Below are 24,916 nucleotides of genomic sequence, written 5' to 3' on the forward strand. Positions count from 1 at the left end.
TCAGCTGACAGCTGACACTCTGGCGACAGGGGCATCACCTCCGGCAGAAGCGGTCGTGGCCGGCACCGGCCTCGAGGGCCACCGGCAACCTGCTGTACCCCCGACCGTAGCCGCAAGTTCCGGTATCGGCCACGTTTTGCCGGTGCCGCGTCGGCATGTCGGGACGATCGGGGTCGCCGGGTCTCAGTCGATCCGGATCGGCGACGGTTTCGTGCTCCGGCCGAGCCCCGGCGCCGGTTGTCCACACCCGAGCCGGGATCCCGTCACACCGTTGCGAGGTGTTCTACCGTCGGCGCGTGACATGGCGGCGGGAGGTCTTCGACGCGGGTGCCGATCTGGTGTTCCCCGTGCTCTGCGGCGGGTGCGGACGCCCGGGATCCGGGTGGTGTCGGCGGTGCGAGGCGGCGTTGTCCGACGTGCCGGTCGCCGCCCATCCGCGGGTGGAGGCGGGCGTCGCGGTGTGGGCGCTGGGCCGGTACCGCGGTCCGTACCGGCAGGCGATCATCGCGATCAAGGAACACGACCGGCGCGATCTCGCGCGGCCACTCGGCGCCGCACTCGCACGCGGTATCCGCGTGCTCGCCGGCTGGGGCGAGCTGCCCGACGCCGACCGGATGCTGTTGATCCCGGCCCCGACGCGCCGCATGACCGCCCGACGCCGCGGTGGAGACCCGGTCACCTCGGTGGCGACGCATGCGGCACCGGCGCTCGGCCGACGCGTACAGGTGGCACCGCTGCTGAGGACCTCGGCGACGGCACGGGACTCCGCCGGACTCGACGCCCGGGAGCGCGCCCGCAATCTCCGCGGCGCCGTGCGGCTGCGCGCGGGCGTCGCACCCACCCGCGGGGCCGCCGCCATCCTGGTCGACGACGTGCTGACCACCGGCGCGACCGCGGCCGAGTCCGTGCGCGTGCTGTCCGAGAACGGGTTCGACGTCGTGGCCGTCGTCGTGCTGGCGGCGGCCTGACTCGCGTCGGCGCGACAGGAGCGCCACCTGACATGGATCCACGCTGGGGCGACCTGCGCCTCAGGGCAGGACCGGGATCGCGCCCTCGATCATCGCCGGCTCGACCTCGGTCCAGTACTGGTCGGGTTGTCCGTTGCTGCTGCCGAGCCGGAGCACCCCACGTTGATCGCCGACGTAGATCGTGGACGTGTTGGCGACCACCGCGCGCACCGGCGGCGACACGTTCCCGCTCAGCAAACCCACCGCCGGGGTGCCGTCGATCGACAGCTGCACGACGGGCGATTCCGGCGCCTCCCGCGCGATCATCAGCGTCGTCGGCGACGCCCAGTCCACCGAGACCGCGCGATTGCCGATGTTGTAGGCCGCGATCCGCGGGCTCGTCAGCGACACCTGGCCCTCGGCGTTGGTCGACAGGACGGCGAAGACGATCTGGCCGCCGACCACCAGCGCGGCTCGCACACCGTCCGGTGCCACCTGCATCTCGGTGATCGCCCCGCGCGCCACCGTCGGGATCGACGACGCCTCGACGGGCACCGTCTGGGTGCCGTCGTCGTCGCGTTGCCACTGGACCGGCCTGCCGTCGACGACGACCCAGACGGTGTTCTCGTCGGAACCGAACGACGGCCGGGTGATGGAGGAGCCACCGACGATCGGCCCGACGTCGCCGCCGTAGTCGCCGATCACCAGCTCGAGCCTACGGTCGGGACCGGACGGGCCACGGACCGCGGCAACCCGTACGCCGGTGTCTGAGATGGTCGCCGAACGCACGTCGCGTGCGGCCCCCAACGGTCCCTGGACGGCCACGGTCGCGGTGTCGGTCACCGCGCGCAGGGCCCCGCCGGCGACGATGTTGAGCCCGACGTCGGTCGTCGGTACGGAGTTCGGGTCGAAGGCGCGCACGTCGGCGGTCTGCCAGCCCGAGGCGCGCTCGGCGGCCAGCGGGGCGCCGTCGGCGTCGATGACATACGGCCCGGAGATGTCCGCGCCGTCAAGGGTCCAGATGATCTGTGCCGCGAGCACGGTCCGGTCGCGGGCCGGCGCGCTCCCGATGCCGTCGAGGTCCACCCGCACCCCGCCGCCGGCCAAGCCCACCACCGGGCCCCGCAGTGCGGCGTCGTTGGGGAAGCCGCTGTCCACGGCCGCCGCGAGATCCGTTGCGGGACCGGCGATCAGCCGGTTCACCAGGACGGTCGGGTCGGTGGCCTGTCCGGCGTAGAGCCAGCGCGGGTCGGGCACCAGCCGGCGCCCCGTGCGGTCGCTGAAGTACAGCGACACCGGGCGGTAGGTGTTGTCGAACTGGTCGCGGTCGATCATCGTGCCGGTCGGCAGCGGCCCGTCGATCCGCCACTGGTCGCCCGAGCGCGTGAGGCTGATGCTGGTCTCCACCCGCCCCGAGGCGGGCAGCAGCTGGCCGTCGGACTTGAGGGTCCCGACGTTGTCGCCGATCAACCGCATCCGCACCGAGTCCTCGTTGCGCTGGTCGACGAAGGTGTTGATCTCGTCGACGATCAGCGCATCCCCGCGGTCGTCCCACTGCTGGGACGCGACCGGGGTGAGAAACGCCCGTGCCGCGCGATGCGCCGACTCGGGGTCGACGGTGGACTTGAGGAAGGCCCGGACCAGCGCCTCGGGATCCATGTCGGACTGTGGCACCGGGACCGCGTTGGTCGCGCCCTCCCGCTCGAACGACTTGATGGGCTGCGGTGAGGAGTCGTTGGGGATCGCACCGCATGCGGCGACCAGGAGCAGCGCCGCGACGGCCAGTGCCACCGCGAGAACTCCGCGCGATGACCGGGTCATTCGGCACCCACTCCTGGCCCCGCCGGAGCGCGCCCGGTGGTCTTCGGGGTGGACGTGCGTTGCACAGTGCCCACCGACTTCAGGGGCAACGGCGAGCCGAGGACCTTGTGACCCCGCACGAGCGGCAGGGTCAACCGGAAGCACGCACCCTTGCCCGGCTCGCCCCACGCCTCGAGCCGACCCTGATGCAGGCGCGCGTCCTCGATGCTGATGGCCAACCCGAGCCCGGTACCGCCCGAGCGTCGGAACCGGGACGGGTCGGAACGCCAGAATCGGTTGAACACCAGCTTCTCCTCCCCCGGACGCAGGCCGATGCCCTGGTCGCGCACGGTGATCGCCACCGCGTCACCATCCGAACGCATGGTGAGCGTGACCGGTTTCCGCTCACCGTGGTCGATGGCGTTGGCAAGTAGGTTGCGCAGGATGCGCTCGACGCGACGCGGGTCGATCTCGGCCAGGACCGGTTCGGCCGGGAGGTCGAGGATGAGCTCGGTGCCGGTCTCCTCGGCGAGATGGCCGACCGTGGCCAACGCACCGTCGATCGGGATCGCCATGTCCATTCGCTCGGCGGCCAGTTCGGCCATACCGGCGTCGTGGCGGGAGATCTCGAGCAGCTCGTTGAGCAGCGTCTCGAATCGATCGAGTTCCTTGTCGAGCAGCTCCACCGAGCGCTTACGGACCGGGTCGAGTTCGTCTCGGCCCTCGTAGAGCACGTCGGAGGCCATCCGCACCGTCGTCAGCGGGGTGCGCAGCTCGTGACTGACGTCGGAGGTGAACTGGCGCTGCAGACCGCCGAACTCCTCGAGGTGGGTGATCTGCTTGGACAGGCTCTCGGCCATGTCGTTGAACGACATGGCCAGGCGTGCCATGTCGTCCTCGCCGCGAACCGGCATTCGTTCCTTGAGCCGCCCGTCGGCGAAGCGCACCGCGATCCGGGAGGCCGAACGCACCGGGATGACGACCTGCCGCGAGACCAGCCAGGCGATCGCGGCGAGGAGCCCGAGCAGCACGATGCCGCCCGTCAGCAACGTCCCGCGGACGAGGTCGAGGGTGTTCTGCTCGGCGGTCAGCGGGAACACCAGATACAGCTCCAAGCCCGGGACCGACGCATTGGTCGGCGTGCCGACGATCAGCGCGGGCGCCCGCCCGCCGGTGCCGTCGGGAACCTGGGTGTACTGATAGGCCACCTGCCCGCCGCGCACCATGTCGCGCAGGTTCGACGGCACCTCCGCGGTCGGCCCGACGCCGCTGGCGACGCCGTTGTCCGAGCCGCCCGGCACCAGCAGCACGGTGTCGAACGCGCCGACAGTGCCCGACGCCTGGCCGGTGTCGGCATCCCGGTCGGTGAGCAGTGATCGAGTCTGGCGCAGGCGGTTCTGTACCGACATGTTCCCCGCGCCGCTCGAGAGATCACGCTCCACGGATATGCGGGCGCGGTCGATCTCCTCGGTCGCCGCCGCCAGCTTCACGTCGAGCAACCGGTCGGTGATCTGAGAGACCAACACGAATCCGAGTACCAGGAGCACGACGACCGACAGCACCAACGTGGACACGACGACCCGCAACTGCAGCGAGCGCCGCCAGATGTGCCCGAAGGCACGTCCGACAGCGCCGGCGGTGCGGGTGAAGCGTCCGAGAGTGCTGTTGACCCGTCGTCGAGATCGCCCGATCACGGCGGGCCGGCCTTGTAGCCGACCCCCCTCACCGTCAGGACGACCTCGGGGTTCTCCGGGTCGGTTTCGACCTTGGCGCGTAACCGCTGGACATGCACGTTGACGAGTCTAGTGTCCGCCGGATGCCGGTATCCCCACACCTGTTCCAGGAGGACATCGCGCGTGAACACCTGCCGCGGTTTGCGGGCGAGGGCGACGAGCAGGTCGAACTCGAGAGGGGTCAGCGAGATCGGCACACCGTCGCGGGTGACCTTGTGCGCGGGCACGTCGATCTCCACCGGTCCGATGGACAGCAATTCGGCTGGTTCCTCGTCGGTCCGGCGCAGTCGAGCGCGCACCCGGGCCACCAGTTCCTTCGGCTTGAACGGCTTCACCATGTAGTCGTCGGCGCCGGACTCGAGGCCCAGCACGACGTCGACGGTGTCGGATTTCGCGGTCAGCATCACGATCGGCACACCGGAATCGGCGCGCAGCACCCGGCACACGTCGATGCCGTTCATGCCGGGCAGCATGAGGTCGAGGAGCACGAGGTCCGGACGGATCTCCCGGACGGCGGTCAGGGCCTGCGTCCCGTCGCCCACCACGAAGGGCTCGAAACCCTCTCCGCGCAGCACGATCGTCAGCATCTCGGCGAGCGCGGCGTCGTCGTCGACGACAAGGATGCGGGGCTTCATGTTGTCAATGGTGACATCACCGTGATGAAACCGTGGTGATCGACGCGCCGGGACCGGCCTTCTGACCCGATTGGTCACTCGCACCTAGACTCCCCCGCGTGGGTCATTTGATAGCCGTCGAAGGACTCGACGGCGCCGGCAAGAACACTCTGGTCACCGGTCTGATCGACCGGTGGTCGACGGCCGGACTGCGGGTCGCGACATTCACCTTTCCGCGCTACGGCCGGTCCGCGACCGCCGACATCGCCGCCGAAGCCCTCCACGGTTCGCACGGCGACCTCCGCGACAGCGTGTACGCGATGGCCTTGCTGTTCGCCCTCGACCGGGCGGGCGCGGCCGACGACATCCGTGCCGCCACCGAGACCCACGACATCGTGATCCTCGACCGCTATGTCGCTTCCAACGCCGCCTACAACGCGGCGCGGCTCGGGCAGGACGCCGGCGGTGAGGTGGTGCGCTGGGTCGTCGATCTGGAGTTCGGGCGATTCGGCATGCCCGTCCCCGACCGCCAGGTGCTGCTCGGCGTCTCACCAGAGGTGGCGATGCGCCGCGCCGCGGCGCGCGCCGAGCAGGACGCCACTCGCGCCCGGGACGCCTACGAGCGCGACGATGCACTCCAGCGCCGCGTCGACGCCGTCTACCGCGAGCTCGCCGACTCCGCCTGGATGTCGCCCTGGTACCGGTTCGACGGAGAGAACATCGACGACTTGGCCGATGATCTCGGCACCGGCCGGACGGCACCGACCGAATGACACGTTCGATGCTCTCGCCGCACCGTTTCGATAGCCTTGGGCCAACGATTTCGGAAGGCGTTCGATGACCTATCAGCCACCTCCACCCGGTGGCGGACCGCCGCCGTACGGTCCGCGAGGCCCCGGGCGGCAGGGGCCGGGTCAGCAGGGTCCGGGTCAGCAGGGCTTCAGACGTCGCCACCCCGGTCCACCGGGACCCGGTGGGTACGGCCCACCCGTCCGCGGACCGGTGCCGCCTCCCGGCGTCTCGTATGGCCGTCCCCCGTTCGTTCCCGGACAGTACGGCCCGCAGGGGCCCGGGGGCCCTGGCTTCGGCGGCCCGCCCGGGCCTCCGCCGCGGCCTCCCCGCAACACCGGCGTGATCGTCGCGTGGGTGCTCGGCGGCGTCGCGGTGGTGGCGGTGATCGCACTGGTGGTGACCGTCGTCGTGACCAGGTCGACGTCGGACGACTCCGTGGTCGCCGGTGCGTCGACCCGGTCGTCGGACCCGACCTCGACGTCGAGCGACCCGTCCCCGAGCGGGACCGGGTCGGAGCCGGAGTCGGCCGATTCCGCCGCGCTGACGGAGATCCGCGCGGCCCTCCTCGCCTACATCACCGCCCGCAACGCGCGCGACGTCGGCCGAATGCGCGCCGCGGTGTGCACCCAGTCTCGGGACCGGATCACCGGTGCACCGCCCTCGGACGGCGGAGACATCGTCCTCGACGGGTTCCTCGACACGGTCTTCGACGGCGACGTCGCCCAGTCCGAGGTCGTATCCCACCTCGAGAAGGGCACGGAGAGAACGGCTTCGGAGAAGTCGCGGGAGCGGTTCCTCAAGGAGCAGGGTTCGTGGATCTACTGCCCCGACGCCGAACCCGACATCGGCGCCTGAATCATCGGTACCTGATCACCGGCACCTCGATCGCCGCCTCGGTTGTCGGCACCGAACCGAAAAAGGGAGCCCCACCGGCACGGTGGGGCTCCCTTTCTAGCTACTAAATCAGTAGCGGTAGTGCTCGGGCTTGTACGGACCCTCGACGTCGACGTTGATGTACTCGGCCTGCTCCTTGGTGAGCTTGGTGAGCTTGCCGCCGAGCGCCTCGACGTGGATCCGCGCGACCTTCTCGTCGAGATGCTTGGGCAGTCGGTAGACCTCGTTGTCGTATTCGTCGTTCTTGGTCCACAGCTCGATCTGGGCGATGACCTGATTCGAGAAGCTGTTGCTCATCACGAACGACGGATGGCCGGTCGCGTTGCCGAGGTTGAGCAGTCGCCCCTCGGACAGCACGATGATCGACTTGCCGTTCTCGAAGATCCACTGATCGACCTGCGGCTTGACGGTGATGCGCTTGGCGCCCGACCGCTCGAGTCCGGCCATGTCGATCTCGTTGTCGAAGTGACCGATGTTGCCGAGGATCGCCTGGTGCTTCATCGCTCGCATGTGCTCGAGGGTGATGATGCCGAGGTTGCCGGTCGAGGTGATGACGATGTCGGCGTTGCCGATCGCATCCTCGACGGTGACGACGTCGAAGCCGTCCATGAGCGCCTGCAGCGCGTTGATCGGGTCGATCTCGGTGACCTGGACACGGGCGCCCTGGCCGGCGAGCGACTCGGCGCATCCCTTGCCCACGTCGCCGTAGCCGCAGATCAGCACCTTCTTGCCGCCGATGAGAACATCGGTACCGCGGTTGATGCCGTCGATCAGCGAGTGACGGGTGCCGTACTTGTTGTCGAACTTCGACTTGGTGACCGAGTCGTTGACGTTGATCGCGGGGAACGCGAGGTCGCCGGCGGCGGCGAACTGGTACAACCGCAGGACGCCTGTGGTGGTCTCCTCGGTGACTCCCTGGACCGATTCGGAGATCGCGGTCCACTTGCCCTTGTCGGTCTCGAATCGCTTGCGCAGCAGTTCGAGGAACACCTTGTACTCGGCCGGGTGATCGTCTTCCGCGGGCGGGACCACGCCGGCCTTCTCGAACTCGGCGCCGCGCAACACGAGCATCGTCGCGTCACCGCCGTCGTCGAGGATCATGTTCGCCGGCTCACCGGGCCAGGTCAGCATCTCCTCGGCCGCCCACCAGTACTCCTCCAGGGTCTCGCCCTTCCAGGCGAAGACCGGTACACCCTTCGGCTCCTCCGGGGTGCCGTTGGGGCCGACCACGATCGCCGCGGCGGCGTGGTCCTGGGTGGAGAAGATGTTGCACGACGCCCAGCGGACCTCCGCACCGAGCGCGGTCAGGGTCTCGATGAGAACGGCGGTCTGCACGGTCATGTGCAGCGAGCCGGAGATGCGAGCACCCTTCAGCGGCAACACGTCTGCGTACTCGCGACGCAGTGCCATGAGTCCGGGCATCTCGTGCTCGGCGAGCTCGATCTCCTTGCGGCCGAAGTCCGCGAGGGACAGGTCGGCCACCTTGTAGTCGATTCCGTTGCGGCTGTCGGCCTTCAGCTCGTCCTGAGCAGTCGTCATCTGATCCCCTTGTCGTTCGCGTCGGGCGCCCGGCGATGCAGGCGCGTATGCGTTCGATCCAGGCTATCGGAACGACCTGGCGGTTCCGAGGGGCAGGGGCGTCGGAGCTCAGGCGTCGCGGGACGGACCGTCCTCGGCGGCGGGCTCCCCGCCGGCAGACCCGGCGGTCTGCCCGATGAGCTCGCCGCGTTCGCGTCGCGCGAAGACCGACTTGCGGTACCCGTAGGCGAAATACAGGACCACACCGAGGACCATCCACACCACGAATCGAATCCAGGTCTCCACCGAGAGATTCAGCATCAGCCACAGGCACGCGAGGATCGACAGGATCGGCACCAGCGGAACGAGCGGTACGCGGAAGCCGCGCTCGAGATCGGGCCGCGTCCGGCGCAGCACGATCACTCCGACACTCACCAACACGAACGCGAAGAGCGTGCCGATGTTGACCATCTCTTCCAAGGTCCCCATCGGGAAGAAGGCCGCCAGCACACCCGACACGACGCCGACGAGGATGGTGAACCGCACCGGTGTCCCCCGCTTGCCGGTGTGCGCGAGCGACCGGGGCAGCAATCCGTCGCGTGCCATGGCGAATCCGACGCGGGTCTGACCGAGCATCAGCACCATCACCACCGTTGTCAGACCGGCGAGGGCACCGAAATCGATGACCCAGCCCGCCCACGTCACGCCGTGGTACTCGAAGGCGGTGGTCAGGGTCGAACCGGTCACCTCCCCGGTCGCCGGGTCCGTCTGGTCGGCCAACTCCGGGTAGCGCACCATGCCCGACACGACGAGGCTGACGCCCACATACAGAACGGTCACGATCGCCAGCGACCCGAGGATGCCACGCGGCATCGCCTTCTGCGGGTTCTTGGTCTCCTCCGCGGTGGTGGCCACGACGTCGAAACCGATGAAGGCGAAGAACACGAGCGACGCGGCGGCGAGAAGGCCGTACCACCCGAATGTGCTTCCCTCGGCACCGGTGAGCGCCGAGAACAGCGTCTGATGCAGACCCGACTCACCCTCGGCGGGCGGGGCGGCAGGCGGGACGAAGGGGTCGTAGTTCTCCGCGGAGATGTAGAAGGCGCCGACGACGATCACCAGGAGGACGACGAACACCTTGATCGTGGTGATGACCAGCGACACTCGCGACGACAACTTGGTACCCAGGGCCAGCAGCACTGTCAGGACCGCGATCAGCAGGACCGCACCCCAGTCGAAACTGATCGAATCGCTGATCTGTATCGACGCCGACGTGCCGATGATGTTCCCGAGGTAGAGCGACCATCCCTTGGCGACCACCGAGGCGGCCAGGGCGAACTCGAGAATGAGGTCCCAGCCGATGATCCATGCGATGAACTCGCCGAACGTCGCGAACGTGAAGGTGTACGCACTGCCGGCCACGGGCACGGTCGAGGCGAACTCGGCGTAGCAGAGCGCTGCGAGCGCGCACGCGATCGCAGCGAGGACGAACGCGAGCGAGACCGACGGTCCGGCCAGGTTGCCCGCGGTGCGCGCGGTGAGGGTGAAGATTCCGGCACCGACCACGACGGCCACACCGAAAACGGTGAGATCCCACGAGGTGAGGTCTTTACGGAGTTTGGTGTCTGGTTCGTCGGTGTCGGTGATCGATTGCTCGACCGACTTGACGCGCCTGAACGGGCTGGTCATCGGGTCCTCCCATGGTCCGGCGGGAACAGGGTCACTGCCCGCCGCGGTCCTCGCGACGAACGCGCACGAAGCGGGTACCTACGCTATCCGAACGATGTTCGGAACGAAGCGCATCCGCGAATGCGTGTCTGACGGCAGTGGGGTTCTGTTCCCATCGACCCGGTACCGGAAACCCGTCACCGGAAACTCCCCGGACAGCCCGGCGGGGCGGCACGCCGCCGAACCGGACGGGTACCGATGCGAACGGGGACCCCACGGCATCGAGCACTGTGAAGTCCCCGTCCGGCGTCGAACGGTGGGATGGTCCGTCGATCAGACGAGACCGCGGAAACCCGTGCCGATCGCGGCGTCGGTGTCCTGCATGACGCGGCTGGCGTTGGTGACACCATGCTCGAGCGAGGTCAGCGAGTCACGGGACTGGGTGAAGATCCGATCGAATGCGCCCTGCGCGTCGACGTAGGCGGCTTTCGCCTGCTGCGAGTTCCAGTTTCCGTCGAGTGCGGCGACCTGCGCCTTCAGCTGGGTGTTGAGGTCCTCGAGCCGGGTGAAGGCAGCCCGGAGGCCGCCGCTGAGATCGCCGAGAGCGGCGAAGTCGTAGTTGATCGAGCCGTTCATGGTGGTTCCTTTCGCAGAACGTGAAGTGCGGGATGCGGGCCGGTGTCAGACGCTGGTGTTCAGTCCGCGCGCCGCCGCCGCGTCCTGGTCCTCGTATCCGGCGAAGCCGTTGGTGAGCTGGGTCTTGATCTGTTCCAGCAGTTGGTTCATCGTCAGCGCGGCCTTGTTCCAGTCGGTGTGCGTACCGTCGAACGCGACACCGGCCGAACCTTGCCATGTCGGCGTCGCATTGCCGGCGTGCTGGGCGATCTGGTTGATGACAGCCTTCATGTCCTCGACAAGACTGCCTACCTTGGCCGCGGTGGCCTGTCCGTCCGCGACGTTCACGGTGACGCCGGCGCCGCCGCCTGCTCCGGGCAAGTTCAGCATGAGTGCTCCTCCTGTGTAACGGCACCGTTTGGCGATGCCCCCGTTGGTATCCGTGACACAGATACCCCTGACAGTTGATTCCCGCGGCGGTCTGTTCCGCGGAATCCCCCGATGCGGATCATGGCATCCATTTCCCGTCGGGCAGGGTCTCTATCAACAGGCTGATCGCCTGTGCGATTCGATGACCCGTTCCCGGCGAGAAGGTGGTCCACACCCGACCGTCCGGGGACTTGCTGGGACTGGACACGATTCGACCCCGTTCGGTGTCGAAAATTGCCACAGCTCCAGAAGATTGAGCGAATCGTCCATCCTCGTTCATCGAGGCGACGATCTCGGTGCGCGTCCGGCAGGACGCGAAGGCGGCCGACACGATGGCGGCGTCGGCCGGGTTGGCGCCCAGCGCGTGCAGGGCGTCGGTCGTCTCGACGCCGGTCCGGCACCGTCCGAGCCTGTCGATGACCTCGTCGGACGGAGCCGAGAAGGCTGTGAAGTCGGCCGGCGACGCCTCGTCGGATCCGGATGAGGCGAATTGCGCTCGAACGGCAGTCGCGAGCGCGTCGACGTCCGGGACATCGACGACCGTGACGTCGACGCGAGAGCCGGTCCGCGCCGCGAGTACGTGGTCGTGACCGTTGCGCGCCAGACAGATTCGTCGGACGAACCCGTCGGAGTAGGAACGGATCTCGATCTCGCGCTGCGGTTGTGCCAGCACGCGCAGCACCGCGGAGGCCCACGGGGTCGGTTCACCGTGCTCGACGAGGTCGAGCGACGCGATCGTCGCGTCTGCGTCTGCGTCTGCGTCGGCTTCGGCTTCGGCTTCGGGTTCGGCGAGTGCGCCGGATTCCGTGTCGGCGGCGGGAACCTCGCCGAGGTCGCCGAGGTCGAGGACGACCGGCCAGGTCTGGACTCCGAAACGTTCGCCGAGCCTACGCAGAATCGCGGCGTCGAACGCCATCCCGGCGTCGTACGTCACGGGCATCATCGGTGTTCACCCGGGGCGCCGAGCATCAATGTCTCCGACAGGTATCGCGGATCGACGTCGGTGTGGCCGTCCCTGTCCGGGGCCGAGACATAGTGCGCGGCAGGGCGATCCGACGTGGCCAGGTCGGCCCACGTGGCCCCCTGTTCGGTGGATTCGGTTGCCGAGGACGTCGACTCGTCGGGCGAGTCGAGATCAGCGGCGTCCGCGCTGATCGTGCGGACAACCGCCCCGCGGTCCGCGGTCGCGACGCCCGGGGCCACGGGCGGTGGCACGCCGGGACCCGAGCCGGGTGCCGACGTTACCGGTGCGCCGCCGGGAGTCGTGGTGGCCACCTGCGGTTGGACGCCGGCCACGATCGTCGGTGCGTACCTCAGCTTCTCGGGCGGTGGTGTGAACACTCCCCCGACGCCCACGGGCATCGCGGCGATCGGCGGCGCGGTGGACACCGGAGCCGGAGGTGGTGCCGACTCGCGCGTCGCCGCCGCCTGTTCGGCCGCGAGTGCGTCACCGGACACGAGCCCCGGTGCCGGCCGCGCCGATTTCCATGGCGTGGCAACCGGTTCGGCGGCACTCTCATAGGTCTGCATCACGCGTGCGGCGCGCATACGTTGGTGCGCGACCGCACGCTCGGCCTGGGCGGCTGCCCCGGCGATGATGGGAGCGATCGCGGTGGCCGTGGTGGCAATCGTGTGGAGCTTCTCGACGACGTCGACCTCGGCGAGGTCGGGCATGTTCAGCCGCGCGACGGTGATTGCCGCGGCCTGGGATTCAGCACGCGCGGCATTCTCGACCGCCTCGGACGCGACTTCGGCAAACCACGGTGCCAGCCGTGTGAGCTTCTCGAATGCCGCACTGGAGTGCGCGGACTGCCAGTGCACGCCGAGGCGTGCCAGTACCGCGGTGAATTCGACCCCGGCCTCCCCGATCTCGGTCGCGAGGGCCGCCCACGCCATACCGGCCTCCGCCAACGGTGCGGGGCCCGGGCCGGCACCGAGGTCGGCGGCCAGTTGTTCGGTCGGACGTGCGTCCCAGTTGACTCCGGTGAAACCGATCACGAGTGCCTCCCTTCGGGCGCCGGTGCGATGTCGGTGGCGAGCGACGTTGCTGAGCGGGTGGTTCTGACGACGCCTACAGCGCCACTCGGAAGGCGTCCGACGCCTCGGCGTCGCCCTCGATGAAGCCGGCGGCCTGTGCACGCAGCACGGCCGCGATCTTCCGCATCTCGAGAACGCCGGTCGCGGTGTCCTTTTCGAAACTCGCGGCAACCGCACTGAAACTCGCCGCGGCCGCGGCCGACACCTCGTCGCGGCCCTGCGCCGCGACCGTCAGCGAGCGACCGGCGCCGGTGAGCGCCAGTTCCAGACGATCCGCGATCCGGTCGAGGTCGCTTGCCGCCGAGATCAATTCGGCGGGTTCGACGCGGAGTTGCGAGCTGCTCATACTTCCTCGTTTCGTTTCGGACCGGGCACACCCAGTCGGAGTTCGATGTCCGGACTCGGATCGCTCTCGGCAGCTTCCTCGTAGCCGATGACCGCCGGCGCGACCTCCGGCGAGTCGCCGACCACGCGGCGGCCGTTGTCCTCGGTGACGAGATAGTCGGGTACGGCGTGCTGATCGTCCGACGCGCCCGCGCCGCGGGCTCCGGCCGCGCCCATCGGGGCACCGCCCATCGGCATCGCCGCGGGCGTCGCCGTCATCGGCCGGGCGCTCGACGCGCCGCCGAGCGCGGGTTCGGAGAGCGAGAAGTTCGTCGGGACGGTCGGGCGGGAAGCGCTGAGCGGCGTCATGACTCCGCCGACGCCGCCGATGCCGCCGCCACCACCGCCACCGCCTCCCCCACCGCCGCCACCGCCGCCTTTGGCTTTCGGTGTCAGCGCTGCTGGGACAACGGCGGGCGACTCGTGGTCGACGTTCAGCATCTTGCTGATCGGCTGCATCAGGGAGGTCGGCAGTTCGGTGGCCGTGGACATGGCTGGCGACACGACGTCGAGAATCGAGCTCGCCAGCGTGAACGGCGATTGTCCGGCGCCGGCGGTGGGTGCACCGGTGACCGCGACCGGCGCCCCGTTCACCGCCATCGCGGTTGTCGGGCCGAGTAGCTCCGCCCGTGTGACTGCGACCGCGGCGGTCGCCTGAGACAGTCCGATGGAGGCGAATCCGGCCGCGGCCGCGAAACCCGCACCGACTGCCGGTGTCATCATCATCGGGACCGCCATACTGGTGATCTTCGCGATGGTGGCCGCAATGATCCCCTGCACCACCGCGAGTCCTTTGGCGACGATCGCGGCGGCGGTCTTGGTGTCCAGCGAGATCCCCGATCCCTGCGTCGCCAGAGCCGAGCTGTTGGCCCCTGCCTCGGCGGTCTTGGCGCCGGCGCTGACCGCGCCCTGCCCGGTCCACAGCTGATCGGCGAGCTTGAGGGCACTCTGCCCCATCGTCATCGATGTCTCGAGCACCTTGGTGAGGCTCTCGAAGATGATCGTCGGATCGAAGCCCCCGCCGGAGAGATCACCCGTGCCGAATCCGCCCAGCAGATCGGTCATGGGTTTGATGAACATGTCGAGATTCGGCGGTTGCAGCGGAGGCAGGCCCGGCATCGGCGGCAGCGGCGGCAGGACAGGAAGCGGCGGCAGCCCCATCCCGCCGAGCACGTCGGCGACGGTTCGGTCCAGGATCGGCCCGAGGGGCGTCGCCTCGATCATCTGTTGGACCGTCATGTGATTCAGCGCCGGCACATCCGGGATACCCGGCAGTGGTGCCGGCATCGGCGGTGGGACCGTCACAGCACCGAGCGGATCGCCGCGGCGCTCGAGGCGTCAGTGCCCTCGAACTCGGCGAGGCCCGCGGCAGTCGACGCGGCCGTGGCGGCGTGTACGGCGGCGAGTTCTCCCACCGACATCAGGTGACTGGCCTGCGCCGCGATGAACGCGGCGAGGAACTCCTGACCGATGAGTCCGAAGACGGGAACCATCGCCGCGGTGTTGGCCGCGGCGTCGATGGACCCCGCGGTACCGACGGCGGTCGCCATCGCGGCATTCGTGGCGGCGAAGCCCTCTAGCACCTCCGGCGTCACCTTGACGTTCGTCATTCTCGAACCCCCTCGTGGTTGTCAGTCTGATGGAACGATCTTGTATCGGCCGGGTCCGTCATTCGGCCGGACGAGCGGCCAGCATGTCGCCGAACGATTCGTTGAACTCCTCGGTCACCGCGGCGATCCGGGCGTAGACCTTCTGCGCGGCCAGGGCGGCGGTCGTCACGACCTGGTCGGCGAGGCGGCTCGCGCCGAGTTCGTTGGCGCCGTGGGCGAATCGCAGATCGACGAGCGCGCCCTTTCCGTCCACCTCCGCGGTGACCAGTCCGTCGGCGGACGTCTCACGCGCCGTGATGGCACGCAACTTCTCCTGGTAATCGTGCAGGCCGTCGAGCTGACGCTGCGCGCGCGCCTCGAGTTCGTCCATTGCCCAGTTCATCGCTGCAACCACGACGCGGGTGCGTCGGCTTCCTCGTCGTCGCGCCATTCGGCTCGCGCGAGATCGTCCGGACGCGGCAGCTGCATCTCCTGCACGAGGTCACGGTCGATGCCGGACGCCAGGAGATTCTCCCGAAGTCGGATACCGGCGGACATCGCCGCCTGCTGACACAGCCGAAGGATGTCACCGGCGAGCAGCGCCGGGTCCTTGTCGAGCTCGGACGGCTCGATACGGACCGCAACGGGCAACCCCTGTGCCGTGGTCCGGACGCCGAGGCCGCCGGATCGGGACCGTGCGGTCGTGAACTCGTGCATCACGGCCCACGGGTCGCCGGCATCACCGTCGACGGAATCCCGAGGATCATCGGAGTAGGTCATGGAAAGCTGCACCCCCTTCACGCCGAATAAGACGCAGCCGGGGCCCCTTTCGGTTCCATCGAATTCTCGTTCGATGGAACCAGACCTCCCACATGCGGATCCGTGAAGATCCGCGCACCCCGCTGCGCACATGTGTGGAGTGCCTGATACTGCCATACTCGCGTGAACGCCACCACACCAGCGATGCGGGATGCCAAACGTGTGCGGTGAGACGGTCTGTGGATGTCGTCCGGACCTGGACCGCGGCCTTCGGTAGACTCCCGCAGGACGCAGCCGGGGTTGATCGACAAACGGGGTGGATTCGCTGCTCGCCTCGCCGAACTTGCAGCTACGCGATCGGCGCCCGGCCGCTTGACCAGAGGATTCCCCGATGACGTACGAGAACTCCACGAGGCCCGACCGAACAGGGCCCGAGGGCCCGGATGCCGATGCGCCGGCCCCGCCGCCGTGGCTGCAGTTCGCGCCGCCGCCCGCCGATCCCGGCCCGCCGCCACAGTTCCAGGCGTCTGCTCCTCCGAATGGCAGCGGATCGCCGGCCGGCCGGCCGGCACCTCCACATCCAGACGTCGACACCGATCGCGTACCGCCGATGTCCGATCAGCCCGCGTCCCCGCCACCGCCGACCGGCGCATTCGGCCCGTCGATGCACCCCGGGGCTGCGCCCACCGATCCCCGTCCGGCCAACGGGACCGTTCCGCCGGAGTTCCGTCCCGAGGTCCCACCGGCCACCAATCCCACCGCTCCCCCGTGGCCGCCTCACGTACCCCCGGGCCCCAGATCGGATCACTTCGGCCCAAACCAGTTCGGCCCAGACCAGTTCACCGGCCCGGCACCGGTGCCCGGAATGTCGCCGCACCACGTCGACCCACGTTTCGCTCCACCCGGTTCACCCGTGCCCGCCCCGCATCCCGGCGATCCGGGGCCGGCTCACCAGTCGATGCCGCCGACCCCGGCCGGTCATCAACCGCCGCCGCACGCCGGTCCCGTGCCGGTGGGACCAGGCCCCGCGCCTGCCTTTCCCGGACAGCCGATGCAGCACGGATACGGGCCGCCTCCCGGAGGCCCGTCGCTCGACGAGGTGGCCCTGATCCGCAAGGCTCGTCGCGCACCGAGCCGCGGGTGGCGCCGGGCGGTGCACACGCTGTCGGCCGGTGCCATCAATCCCGGTGAGTCGCAGGGCGACATCGAATTCCAGCAACTGCTCGAGCGGGTGAACCGACCGGTTCGCGGGGACTACCGCATCGCCGTGCTGTCCCTGAAGGGCGGCGTCGGCAAGACGACGACCACAGTCGGTCTCGGCTCGACCTTCGCGTCGTTGCGCGGTGACCGCGTGATCGCCGTCGACGCCAACCCCGACCTCGGCACGCTCGCACAGCGGATTCCGCAACAGACCCGGTCGACGGTCCGCGACCTGCTCGCCGACGAGAACGTCTACCGGTACTCCGATGTCCGGGCACACACCTCGCAGGCACCGAGCCGTCTCGAAGTCCTTGCCTCCGAGCGAGACCCGGCGATGGCCGAGGCGTTCAACGAGGAGGAGTACCGCGGCGTCATCACCGTGTTGCAGCGCTTCTACAACATCATCATCACCGACTGCGGTACCGGCCTGAGCCACTCGGCGATGAACGGCGTCCTCGACCTCGCGAACACGATCATCCTCGTCAGCTCACCGGCTCTCGACGGTGCTCGCAGCGCGGGGGCGACCCTCGACTGGCTGGAGGCGCACGGGTTCGGACACCTCGTCTCGCGCGCCGTCGTCGTCCTGAGTTCGTCGCGGCCGGGTTCGTCGACCATCGACACCGATCAGCTGGGCCAGCACTTCCTCACGCGATGCCGCGCCGTCCACAAGATCCCGTTCGACGACCATCTCGCCGAGGGCGCGGATGTCGATCTGGAACTGATGTCGAAGCCGACCAAGCGGTCGTTCGTCGAACTCGCGGCGACCATCGCCGACGACTTCTCCGGCGGACCCGGATATCGGGAGGAGCCGTTCCTCCGATGAGAATGTTCACGATGCCGAACATCCGTATGTCGTTGCCGTTGTTATAGTTCACGCGATCATGTCCGGGACGGGGGAAGCATGACTGATTTTGCAGTGAATCCAGGGGCGGTGGGCGGCGCATCCACAGCCATCTCCGCAGTGGCGTCGACGATCGAGGGATACACCCTCGCCTCGTCGTTCAGTACGCTGACCGGCGCATTCGCCGGTGCGACGAACCCGATGACCGAGGTGGCCGGTAGCGGCGACCAGCATGTCACGACGTCGCTGACGAACGCCGCGGGTGCGGTCACCGCGTTCTCCGAGATGATCACCTCGTTCAAGAACTCGACAGTCGAACTCGACGGCGAGAATGCGACGTTCATCCGGCAGGCCGTCTCCTACCCGGCCGGCCCCGCGTGACGGTCCGGAGATGACGCCGACCTACGACCAGGTCATCGGGTGGAAACCGGAATCGCTCGGCGACATCGCATCAGCGGCGCGAACGCTTCAGACCGACCTCGACGGCCAAGCTCCGAGGGCCGGCAATCCGGTCATCAATCTCACCCCCGCGGAGTGGAAAGGTCTTGCCCGCACGGCCGCCGACGGTCGCGCGGAGAGCATCACTCGGTGGTTGAGATCGTTGTCCGACCAGTATGGGACCCTTGCAGCGGCTTTGGACAACGGCAAGACAGCCATCCGCGGTGCGATGACGACGTTGGAGAACCAGAAGTCCACAGCGGCCGCGCTCGGCTACGAACTGCGCACGAACGATCCCGCCTACAACGTCGATTTCAACAAGTCGATGGCACCCGACGGCGCCGAGTACGACAAAGGCACCGCGACAGAGCTCCAGCAGGCGCTCCTGGATCTCGGCCGCGCCGCCGATACCGCGGTGTCTAATACGAATTCGGCGGTCTCCGCCGCCCTCGGTGCGATCGCCGGTCTCACACCGGCGTCGATCGCGCAGAACAGTTCGACCATCGATCCCACCAAGGCAGCGCCAGACGCCCAAGCGATTCTCTCCGGGACCGCGACTCCGGAACAACGGGCGCGGTTCGCGCGGGCCATGCAGCTCACACCGGAGCAGTTGGCACGCCTCCAACTCGGGCAGCCCGTCGACATCACGAAGGAGCAATTCCTCTACATCAAACATGCGACCGGAGCGGTCGACGTGGGAAATGGCAGCCTGAGCGGGATCAAGGCGTTTGAATCGTTCGGCGTCGGTCCCGCCATGGCGGGAACACGAGGTGCGCTGGCCAACGGACTACAAATCCTGTCCAACAAGAACATCCGCGCGGGTGACCTCCATGGAGGATTCGAGGCGCTTCCTCAGACCGTCAAAGATGTGCTCAGTATCGAAAACCCTGTCGTTCTCAGTGACAACGTCATCGCAGTGAACGGATTGGCAAACACCGCTACACTCGGCAACCTGCTCCATTCCGGAGACTCCCGCTATCAGGCGGGCACCGAGATCGACCGGCGTCTCGGCGACCTCGGGCGCAAGTACACCGACGCGATGGCCAAGTACGAGCAGGAATATTACGGCCAGAAGATTGCCAACGGTTTTCATATCGACGGCGAAGTTCGATATGACGACAACTTCACAACGTCCGGCACAGCGCACCCAGAGATCCAAGACATCTTGAAGGCCGTCGGGCGGGACAAGATGTGGGTCAGTGATGCTTTCGCCGGGCCAGATGGCGCCGACTTCATTCACGATCTGATGACCACCCAGTGGGAAGACGACGGGCGGGCCGCGGACACACTATTGACCGTCACGGAAAGTGACGCACGGTCCCAATCGTTCGACATACCACCAGAACAACGAACCCTGGGTCAAGAACTCGATCATCGCGCCGCGGAGCGATCAGCGACCATCATGGAAGCAATCGCCAGATACACCGGTTCGCACGACGGCTACAACGCACTGATGGATATCCCGGGAATGGTCGACGGGAAGTCAGCGGGTGAGGTGAATCCCGAACTGATGCGAACCCTCGCGGATTCTTTCACGCCGTATACAAGTGAACTCGGTGGCCACCAGGACAGGTCACTTCCCGGATTCAACGACACCCTCGATAGCAACTTGATCCATACGCCAGGAACGGACAACTTCGAGGGCTCCTCACGAATTTTCGGACTGCTCGCAACGGACGAGGAGGCAGCCAAGACATTCTACGGCCAGGTCTATGCCGACATCGCCTCAGAAGTGCAGACCTACGCCGACAACCCAGCCGCCGGTGATGCAGACCTGCGACTGAAACTGATCTCACACCTGCGAGGTTTGGCGGACGAAGGCCTCCTCTACGCAGCGACCGATCGTGCTGGCGACGAGTTCGCAGCAGCAAAAAGCGCCTACGAACTCAAGTCCAAGATCTTGGATGACGTCTTCAAAGTCACCGACTTCGGAACGGGCAAGGTCACGGACAATGTTCCTGGCTCCGATGTCCTGCTTGATCATGGTAAGGATGCTCTGAAGACAACGCTTCTCGGCGAGGCGCCGTCGAGTTCGAGTGAAGACTTCAGTCCCAGTAAGTACAAAGCCCAGTTCCATGGCGCGACAGGCGAGAACAGTACGGCAGTCAACGACCTCTTGATCGCCATCACCGAAGCGACAGAGGGGGATGTGCGGTCGCAGGTAGACCCCGATGTCGCCGACCATTTAGAGAAGCTAAAGTTCTTTAATCCTGATGGAACCCTGCGTAGCAGAGAAGAAATCGTACAAGGGGGCCGTGTCAGCGAAGAAGAATACCTGGGCAAGATTCGAACGATCATCGAACAGCGCGCCGGAGTGAACAGCAATCCAGACAATATTCCGAAAGATTATCAGCGCGTCTGGACGGAATCGGAAGAGCTCGGAACCAAGTGGACCACCTTGAATCTCCCCTAGGGCAAGTTGTGCGTCGGGTCCATCGTCGGCCTCGCACCCGGCGCCGCGTCGGTGTGTACAGCGTCGTCGGCGCGCTGCTGACGTGCGGTATCGCCTGCACACCGGCGCCAGAGCCGTCCCCGCCCAGTTCTGTCCAGCGACCCACGATCCCCTATTCGGTGCAATGGTCAGCAGCCGACGGCATCGACATCCAGGACCGCCCCGCCGAACTCATCCGCGCCACCTTCGACGGCGGCGAAATGGCCGCCTGGGCCGGCGTCGCCCACTCCTTCCCCGGCTACGCCGACGCCGTCGCCGGCACCCGCGACTACTTCGGCAACTGGGGCAGACCCGATCAGCCTCCAACACCCGGAAATCGCATCCCTGTAGCGAACACGGTGATGTCTCGCCACATTGCTTCGATGACGGTCACAGACACAGCTGTCACGGCGCGTATCTGCACCCTGCGGCAAGCAGTCAAGCCTGCCTATCCACCCGCCGCCGACGCCGAGGGCAGCTTCATCGGCGAAGCGCGCCCTCGCACACTCGAGGTACAGCTCAGGAAACCCTCGGGCGTTTCTGCAGGTACTTCGGGCCACCGTGACGAGTCAGCTGCCAACCACAACTTTCGAGGTAACGATCAGCCGTCTTGGAATGTCTTCGGCAATTGGTCTATCGGAGCCATCCGCGATCTACGGGGTGTGAACGACTTCTGGGGCGACGAACCCGAGTGTGTGGCCTGGTGGCGCAAGAAGTTCCCCGGGTGGACAGGCACCACATCCCTGGACTTCCAACCACCGCACCCCGTCAACGGCCCCTGGGAGTGGTACAACCTCCTAGCCCTCGACCCACCCGCACCACCGAGCTTCCCCGAATGGATCGCCCCCAAAGGCGCAGACGCCTAAGCAGTCCCCGGGTGGTCCGCACGCCGTACCTTGCGCGCTGTGTGCCATCGCCGCGCCAGGTGGATGAACGTCGGCACGACGATCGTGAGCACCGAGGCGATGATGAATATCTCGATGTTGTCGCGGATGAGGGGGACGTTGCCGAGGAAGTAGCCGAGCAGGATGATCCCGGCGGCCCAGGTGAAGCTGCCCAGCACGCTGAAGAGGGTGAACGTCCGGTGCGACATCCCGCTGAAGCCGGCGACCAGCGGGGTCAGCGTGCGGACGATCCCGATGAACCTGCCGAAGAACACGGTGAGCGGCCCGAAGCGGTCGAAGTAGTGGTTCGTCTTCGCGAGGTACTCCGGCCCGATGGTGCGCATCAGCTTGCCCTCGACCACGCTGCGACCCACACGTCGTCCGATGAAGTAGCCGCACTGGTCGCCGAGGATCGCTGCCAGCGGCACGGCGAGGCACAACAGCCAGAGTGGTGCGAACGGCTCGGGCTGCGCGGCGAACACACCTGCGGTGAAGAGCACCGAGTCGCCGGGGAAGATGAACCCGACGAGGATGCCGGTCTCCACGAAGATCAGCACGCAGAGACCGATGAGGCCGCCGGTGGCCACGAAGGACTCGATGTCGAAGGGATTCATCGAATCCAACAGTAGTGTCGTGGCCGGTACGTCGAAGTCCCGCGGCGTCGCGACGCGCAACGCGTCGCCGAGCATTCAGTTCCCGGTAACCCCCCGTCACCACCACCGCGTCCGGACCCGACGCGCACGACGGCCGAGGATGCGGTTTACTCGACCCCTGAGGCGTACAACGGACGTTGCTACGTACCGGCCCGTCGCCGACGCGCGATCTGCCACCCGCACGAGCGACACCGAGGGGAGAGACAGTGCCCACGAAGCACCGGGATCCGTCCCCGAACACGACTTCCGGTCCGACGCTGCGTCCGGTGTCCGACACCGACGTCCGCATCGAGTACCACACCATCCACGGCTACCGCCGCGCCTACCGGATCGCGGGCAGCGGTCCCGCCCTGCTGCTCATCCACGGTATCGGCGACAATTCGTCGACCTGGGACGAGGTCATCCCGATCCTGGCGCAGCACTACACCGTCATCGCGCCCGATCTCCTCGGGCACGGGCACTCCGACAAGCCTCGCGCCGACTACTCGGTGCCGGCCTTCGCCAACGGCATGCGTGACCTCCTCGTCGTCCTGGGGATCAGCAAGGTGACGGTCGTCGGCCACTCGCTGGGCGGCGGCGTCGCGATGCAGTTCTGCTATCAGTTCCCGCGCTTCGTCGAGCGACTCGTCCTGGTCGCGGCAGGCGGGGTCACCCGCGACGTCAATCCGGTCCTGCGTCTGTTCTCGCTGCCGGTCGTTCCGCAGGTGCTGTCGGTGCTTCGCGTCCCCGGTGTGGTCCCGGGTCTCACGACGCTCGCGAAGGCGATCGTCGCCGCACCGTTGCCGTCGGTGTTTCCCGCTGCGGCGACACCCGAGCATCTCCTGGCCGACCATGAGGACCTCATGCGGGTTCTCGGCGGGCTCGCCGACCCCACCGCGTCGGCGGCTTTCCTCCGCACGCTGCGCGCGGTCGTCGACTGGCGGGGACAATCCGTGACGATGCTCGACCGCTGCTACCTCACCGAGCGACTGCCTGTCCTGCTCGTGTGGGGCGACCAGGACATCGTGATCCCCTACCACCACGGCGAGCTGGCGCATTCGGCGATCCCGCACTCCGAATTCGAGACCTTCGCCGGCTCCGGGCATTTCCCGTTCCACGACGACCCGGATCGGTTCTGCCGGATCGTCATCGACTTCATCTCACGGCACGCGCCGGTGGAATTCGACCCCCTCAACTGGCGGCATCTGATGTCCGAGGGCGCCCATCCCGAACAGTTCGTCGGCGACGACGACACGGTCGACGAAGTGCTCGAGGCCTTCGAAGACGAGCGCAACGCCACCTGACCCGAAACACACACGCGTATGCCACCATTGCTGGATGACCTACCCGGGTAGTGGCGATCACGGCACACGTCCGTTGCCGCACCAGCCGAATGCCTACGACTCCAGTCCTGGATTCGTGCCGGCCCCCGCCGACTACCCGGCTCCCAACCACTTCGCGAGCCCGGGTGTCTCTCCCGGGTACGGCCGGCCCTACCCCGACGCGGGCGCAGCGGCGCTGCCCGAACCGCCACTCGTGGTCATCGGAGACATCACCTGCACGCAGCACTACGTGATCACGCCGTCGGGCACGTTCCCGCTGGCGGGTTCGCAGTGGGAGGTCACCGACATGTCCGTGTCCTCCGAACAGATGTCACAAACGGGCCTGGTGCTGGCGCTCGTCGGCTTCTTTCTGGTCTGCTTTCTGAGTCTGCTGTTCTTGTTGATGAAAGAACGGCGCACGACGGGCCACATCCAGGTACGGGTCCGGGGCGCGGGCGGCGCGATGCACGTCACCAACATCCCGGCGACCTCGCCCTGGGTGATGAGCGACGTGTCCGGTCGCGTGTACTACGCACGCCAACTGGCCGCCATCGCATGAGTCGGGTCGCCTGACCGGCTGCCCGCCCACCCGTTCGACCCGAGCACGACGTTCCACCCAAGTCACGAGGAGGATCCACCCGATGACCACACCAGAGAACTCCGGCAACAAGCCCGACGATCCGTTCGTGAAGCAGCCACCACCTGCCGACCCGGCACCGACCTACGGCACCGACCCCGCCGCCCAGCAGCCGGGGAACACCGACTTCGGTACAGCCGGAACATCGCAACCCGGGTTCGAAAGTCCCCAGTACGGCAACCAGCAGTACGGCAACCAGCAGTACGGCAACCAGCAGTACGGCAACCAGCAGTACGGGGGTCAGCAGTACGGGGCACCCCAGTACGGGGGCCAGCAATACGGGGCACCCCAGCAGTACGGAACACCCCAGCAGTTCGGTGCGCCGCAGGGCGGATACCCCGCGGCACCGGGCTACGGGTACGGCGGCGCACCCGACCCGACCGCGCCCTACGGCCGGGACCCGGCCACCGGTGAACCGCTGTCCGACAAGTCCAAGCTGGTCGCCGGCCTGCTACAGATCTTCCTCGGCAGCCTCGGCGTCGGCCGCTTCTACATCGGCGACAACACCACCGGCGCGATCCAGCTCGGCCTGACCATCCTCGGCTACATCACCGCGATCTTCATCGTCGGGATCTTCATCGTCTTCGGTGTCGCCGTGTGGGCGCTGATCGACGGCATCATGATGCTGACCGGCAACGTACGGGACAAGAACGGTCTCAAACTCGGCAACTGAGCCGGACTCCCCGCATCGAGCAGAACCGCCCCTGAAGCCCGCCCACCAGAGAGCCACGGCCGACATATCGGGCTGTTGC

General features: G+C 67.5%; 25 protein-coding genes. 10 read left to right on the forward strand and 15 right to left on the reverse strand.

The features are described 5' to 3' along the window. The first annotated feature begins 296 nt into the window (after window positions 1-296). A complete protein-coding gene (locus tag AMD30_RS10545) occupies window positions 297-968 on the forward strand; it encodes a ComF family protein (RefSeq protein WP_055475615.1) in 672 nt (223 codons plus the stop codon). A gap of 60 nt (window positions 969-1,028) precedes the next feature. Here AMD30_RS10545 and lpqB read toward each other — a convergent pair whose 3' ends face one another. From lpqB to mtrA, 3 genes are read right to left on the reverse strand one after another with little or no spacing between them, the layout of a single operon-like run. Then, entirely contained in the window at window positions 1,029-2,768 is a 1,740-nt protein-coding gene (gene lpqB / locus AMD30_RS10550) for an MtrAB system accessory lipoprotein LpqB (RefSeq protein ID WP_055475594.1), read from the reverse strand. Then, window positions 2,765-4,441 carry an MtrAB system histidine kinase MtrB gene (mtrB, locus tag AMD30_RS10555; protein ID WP_055475595.1) on the reverse strand — a complete coding sequence of 559 codons (1,677 nt, stop codon included), beginning with the start codon at window positions 4,439-4,441 and terminating at the stop codon, window positions 2,765-2,767. Before mtrB ends, lpqB begins: the two co-directional genes overlap by 4 nt. Beyond that, window positions 4,438-5,124, reverse strand: a complete 687-nt coding sequence (gene mtrA / locus AMD30_RS10560) for an MtrAB system response regulator MtrA (protein ID WP_091344371.1) — start codon at window positions 5,122-5,124, stop codon at window positions 4,438-4,440. Before mtrA ends, mtrB begins: the two co-directional genes overlap by 4 nt. Before the next feature lie 89 nt (window positions 5,125-5,213). On the opposite strand from mtrA, the gene AMD30_RS10565 reads away from it, so the two are divergent. Both AMD30_RS10565 and AMD30_RS25405 read left to right on the forward strand, forming a co-directional pair. Further along, entirely contained in the window at window positions 5,214-5,867 is a 654-nt protein-coding gene (locus AMD30_RS10565) for a dTMP kinase (protein WP_035717169.1), read from the forward strand. Window positions 5,868-6,225: 358 nt separating this feature from the next. After that, the gene (locus tag AMD30_RS25405; RefSeq protein WP_084817239.1) at window positions 6,226-6,741 is read left to right on the forward strand and encodes a hypothetical protein; all 516 of its coding nucleotides are present in this window, start codon (window positions 6,226-6,228) and stop codon (window positions 6,739-6,741) included. A 108-nt stretch (window positions 6,742-6,849) separates the two neighbouring features. Here the strand turns inward: AMD30_RS25405 and ahcY are convergent, their stop codons facing one another. The 11 genes from ahcY to AMD30_RS10625 form a co-directional block, all read right to left on the reverse strand. Further along, window positions 6,850-8,319, reverse strand: a complete 1,470-nt coding sequence (gene ahcY / locus AMD30_RS10575) for an adenosylhomocysteinase (RefSeq protein WP_010842176.1) — start codon at window positions 8,317-8,319, stop codon at window positions 6,850-6,852. 108 nt (window positions 8,320-8,427) lie between these two features. Beyond that, complete coding sequence (locus AMD30_RS10580; RefSeq protein WP_055475597.1) at window positions 8,428-9,987, reverse strand: amino acid permease; 1,560 nt, start codon at window positions 9,985-9,987, stop codon at window positions 8,428-8,430. 312 nt (window positions 9,988-10,299) lie between these two features. Further along, the gene (locus AMD30_RS10585; RefSeq protein ID WP_010842179.1) at window positions 10,300-10,602 is read right to left on the reverse strand and encodes a WXG100 family type VII secretion target; all 303 of its coding nucleotides are present in this window, start codon (window positions 10,600-10,602) and stop codon (window positions 10,300-10,302) included. A gap of 45 nt (window positions 10,603-10,647) precedes the next feature. Then, window positions 10,648-10,971, reverse strand: coding sequence for a WXG100 family type VII secretion target (locus AMD30_RS10590; RefSeq protein WP_014927790.1), 324 nt, complete (start codon window positions 10,969-10,971; stop codon window positions 10,648-10,650). A gap of 118 nt (window positions 10,972-11,089) precedes the next feature. After that, the gene (locus AMD30_RS10595) at window positions 11,090-11,953 is read right to left on the reverse strand and encodes an ESX secretion-associated protein EspG (protein ID WP_055475598.1); all 864 of its coding nucleotides are present in this window, start codon (window positions 11,951-11,953) and stop codon (window positions 11,090-11,092) included. Then, entirely contained in the window at window positions 11,950-13,008 is a 1,059-nt protein-coding gene (locus AMD30_RS10600) for a PPE domain-containing protein (protein WP_055475599.1), read from the reverse strand. The genes AMD30_RS10595 and AMD30_RS10600 overlap by 4 nt, the downstream gene beginning before the upstream one ends. 73 nt (window positions 13,009-13,081) lie before the next feature. Next, window positions 13,082-13,393 carry a PE domain-containing protein gene (locus tag AMD30_RS10605; RefSeq protein WP_014927793.1) on the reverse strand — a complete coding sequence of 104 codons (312 nt, stop codon included), beginning with the start codon at window positions 13,391-13,393 and terminating at the stop codon, window positions 13,082-13,084. Beyond that, a complete protein-coding gene (locus tag AMD30_RS25000; protein WP_055475616.1) occupies window positions 13,390-14,718 on the reverse strand; it encodes a hypothetical protein in 1,329 nt (442 codons plus the stop codon). The genes AMD30_RS10605 and AMD30_RS25000 overlap by 4 nt, the downstream gene beginning before the upstream one ends. A 14-nt stretch (window positions 14,719-14,732) precedes the next feature. Continuing rightward, the gene (locus AMD30_RS10615; RefSeq protein ID WP_010842185.1) at window positions 14,733-15,041 is read right to left on the reverse strand and encodes a type VII secretion target; all 309 of its coding nucleotides are present in this window, start codon (window positions 15,039-15,041) and stop codon (window positions 14,733-14,735) included. 58 nt (window positions 15,042-15,099) lie between these two features. Further along, complete coding sequence (locus tag AMD30_RS10620) at window positions 15,100-15,411, reverse strand: YbaB/EbfC family nucleoid-associated protein (RefSeq protein WP_010842186.1); 312 nt, start codon at window positions 15,409-15,411, stop codon at window positions 15,100-15,102. Window positions 15,412-15,419: 8 nt separating this feature from the next. Further along, on the reverse strand, window positions 15,420-15,800 hold the full coding sequence (locus tag AMD30_RS10625; RefSeq protein ID WP_010842187.1) for a hypothetical protein: 381 nt from the start codon (window positions 15,798-15,800) through the stop codon (window positions 15,420-15,422). Between the two features lie 370 nt (window positions 15,801-16,170). Here AMD30_RS10625 and AMD30_RS10630 point away from each other — a divergent pair, with 370 nt between their 5' ends. From AMD30_RS10630 to AMD30_RS10645, 4 genes are all read left to right on the forward strand, one after another. Further along, window positions 16,171-17,802, forward strand: a complete 1,632-nt coding sequence (locus AMD30_RS10630) for a MinD/ParA family ATP-binding protein (RefSeq protein ID WP_055475600.1) — start codon at window positions 16,171-16,173, stop codon at window positions 17,800-17,802. A 78-nt stretch (window positions 17,803-17,880) separates the two neighbouring features. Continuing rightward, entirely contained in the window at window positions 17,881-18,201 is a 321-nt protein-coding gene (locus AMD30_RS10635) for a hypothetical protein (RefSeq protein WP_081637202.1), read from the forward strand. A gap of 10 nt (window positions 18,202-18,211) precedes the next feature. After that, the gene (locus tag AMD30_RS10640; protein WP_055475601.1) at window positions 18,212-20,671 is read left to right on the forward strand and encodes a TPR repeat region-containing protein; all 2,460 of its coding nucleotides are present in this window, start codon (window positions 18,212-18,214) and stop codon (window positions 20,669-20,671) included. 53 nt (window positions 20,672-20,724) lie between these two features. After that, window positions 20,725-21,555 (forward strand): hypothetical protein, encoded by an 831-nt coding sequence (locus tag AMD30_RS10645; protein WP_055475602.1) that lies wholly within the window; start codon window positions 20,725-20,727, stop codon window positions 21,553-21,555. Here AMD30_RS10645 and AMD30_RS10650 read toward each other — a convergent pair. After that, on the reverse strand, window positions 21,552-22,187 hold the full coding sequence (locus tag AMD30_RS10650; RefSeq protein ID WP_055475617.1) for a DedA family protein: 636 nt from the start codon (window positions 22,185-22,187) through the stop codon (window positions 21,552-21,554). The two genes, AMD30_RS10645 and AMD30_RS10650, sit on opposite strands and share 4 nt — an antisense overlap. A 296-nt stretch (window positions 22,188-22,483) precedes the next feature. Between AMD30_RS10650 and AMD30_RS10655 the strand changes: the two genes are divergently transcribed. The 3 genes from AMD30_RS10655 to AMD30_RS10665 all read left to right on the forward strand — a co-directional run bounded on the left by AMD30_RS10655 (window position 22,484) and on the right by AMD30_RS10665 (window position 24,837). Next, window positions 22,484-23,509: an alpha/beta fold hydrolase gene (locus AMD30_RS10655; RefSeq protein ID WP_231632681.1), complete on the forward strand. Its 1,026-nt coding sequence runs from the start codon at window positions 22,484-22,486 to the stop codon at window positions 23,507-23,509. A gap of 34 nt (window positions 23,510-23,543) precedes the next feature. After that, window positions 23,544-24,086, forward strand: coding sequence for a hypothetical protein (locus tag AMD30_RS10660; protein WP_055475604.1), 543 nt, complete (start codon window positions 23,544-23,546; stop codon window positions 24,084-24,086). An 82-nt stretch (window positions 24,087-24,168) separates the two neighbouring features. Next, the gene (locus AMD30_RS10665) at window positions 24,169-24,837 is read left to right on the forward strand and encodes a TM2 domain-containing protein (protein ID WP_055475605.1); all 669 of its coding nucleotides are present in this window, start codon (window positions 24,169-24,171) and stop codon (window positions 24,835-24,837) included. Window positions 24,838-24,916: the final 79 nt, after the last annotated feature.

Source organism: Gordonia sp. HS-NH1, from assembly GCF_001418765.1.
Taxonomy (GTDB): domain Bacteria; phylum Actinomycetota; class Actinomycetes; order Mycobacteriales; family Mycobacteriaceae; genus Gordonia.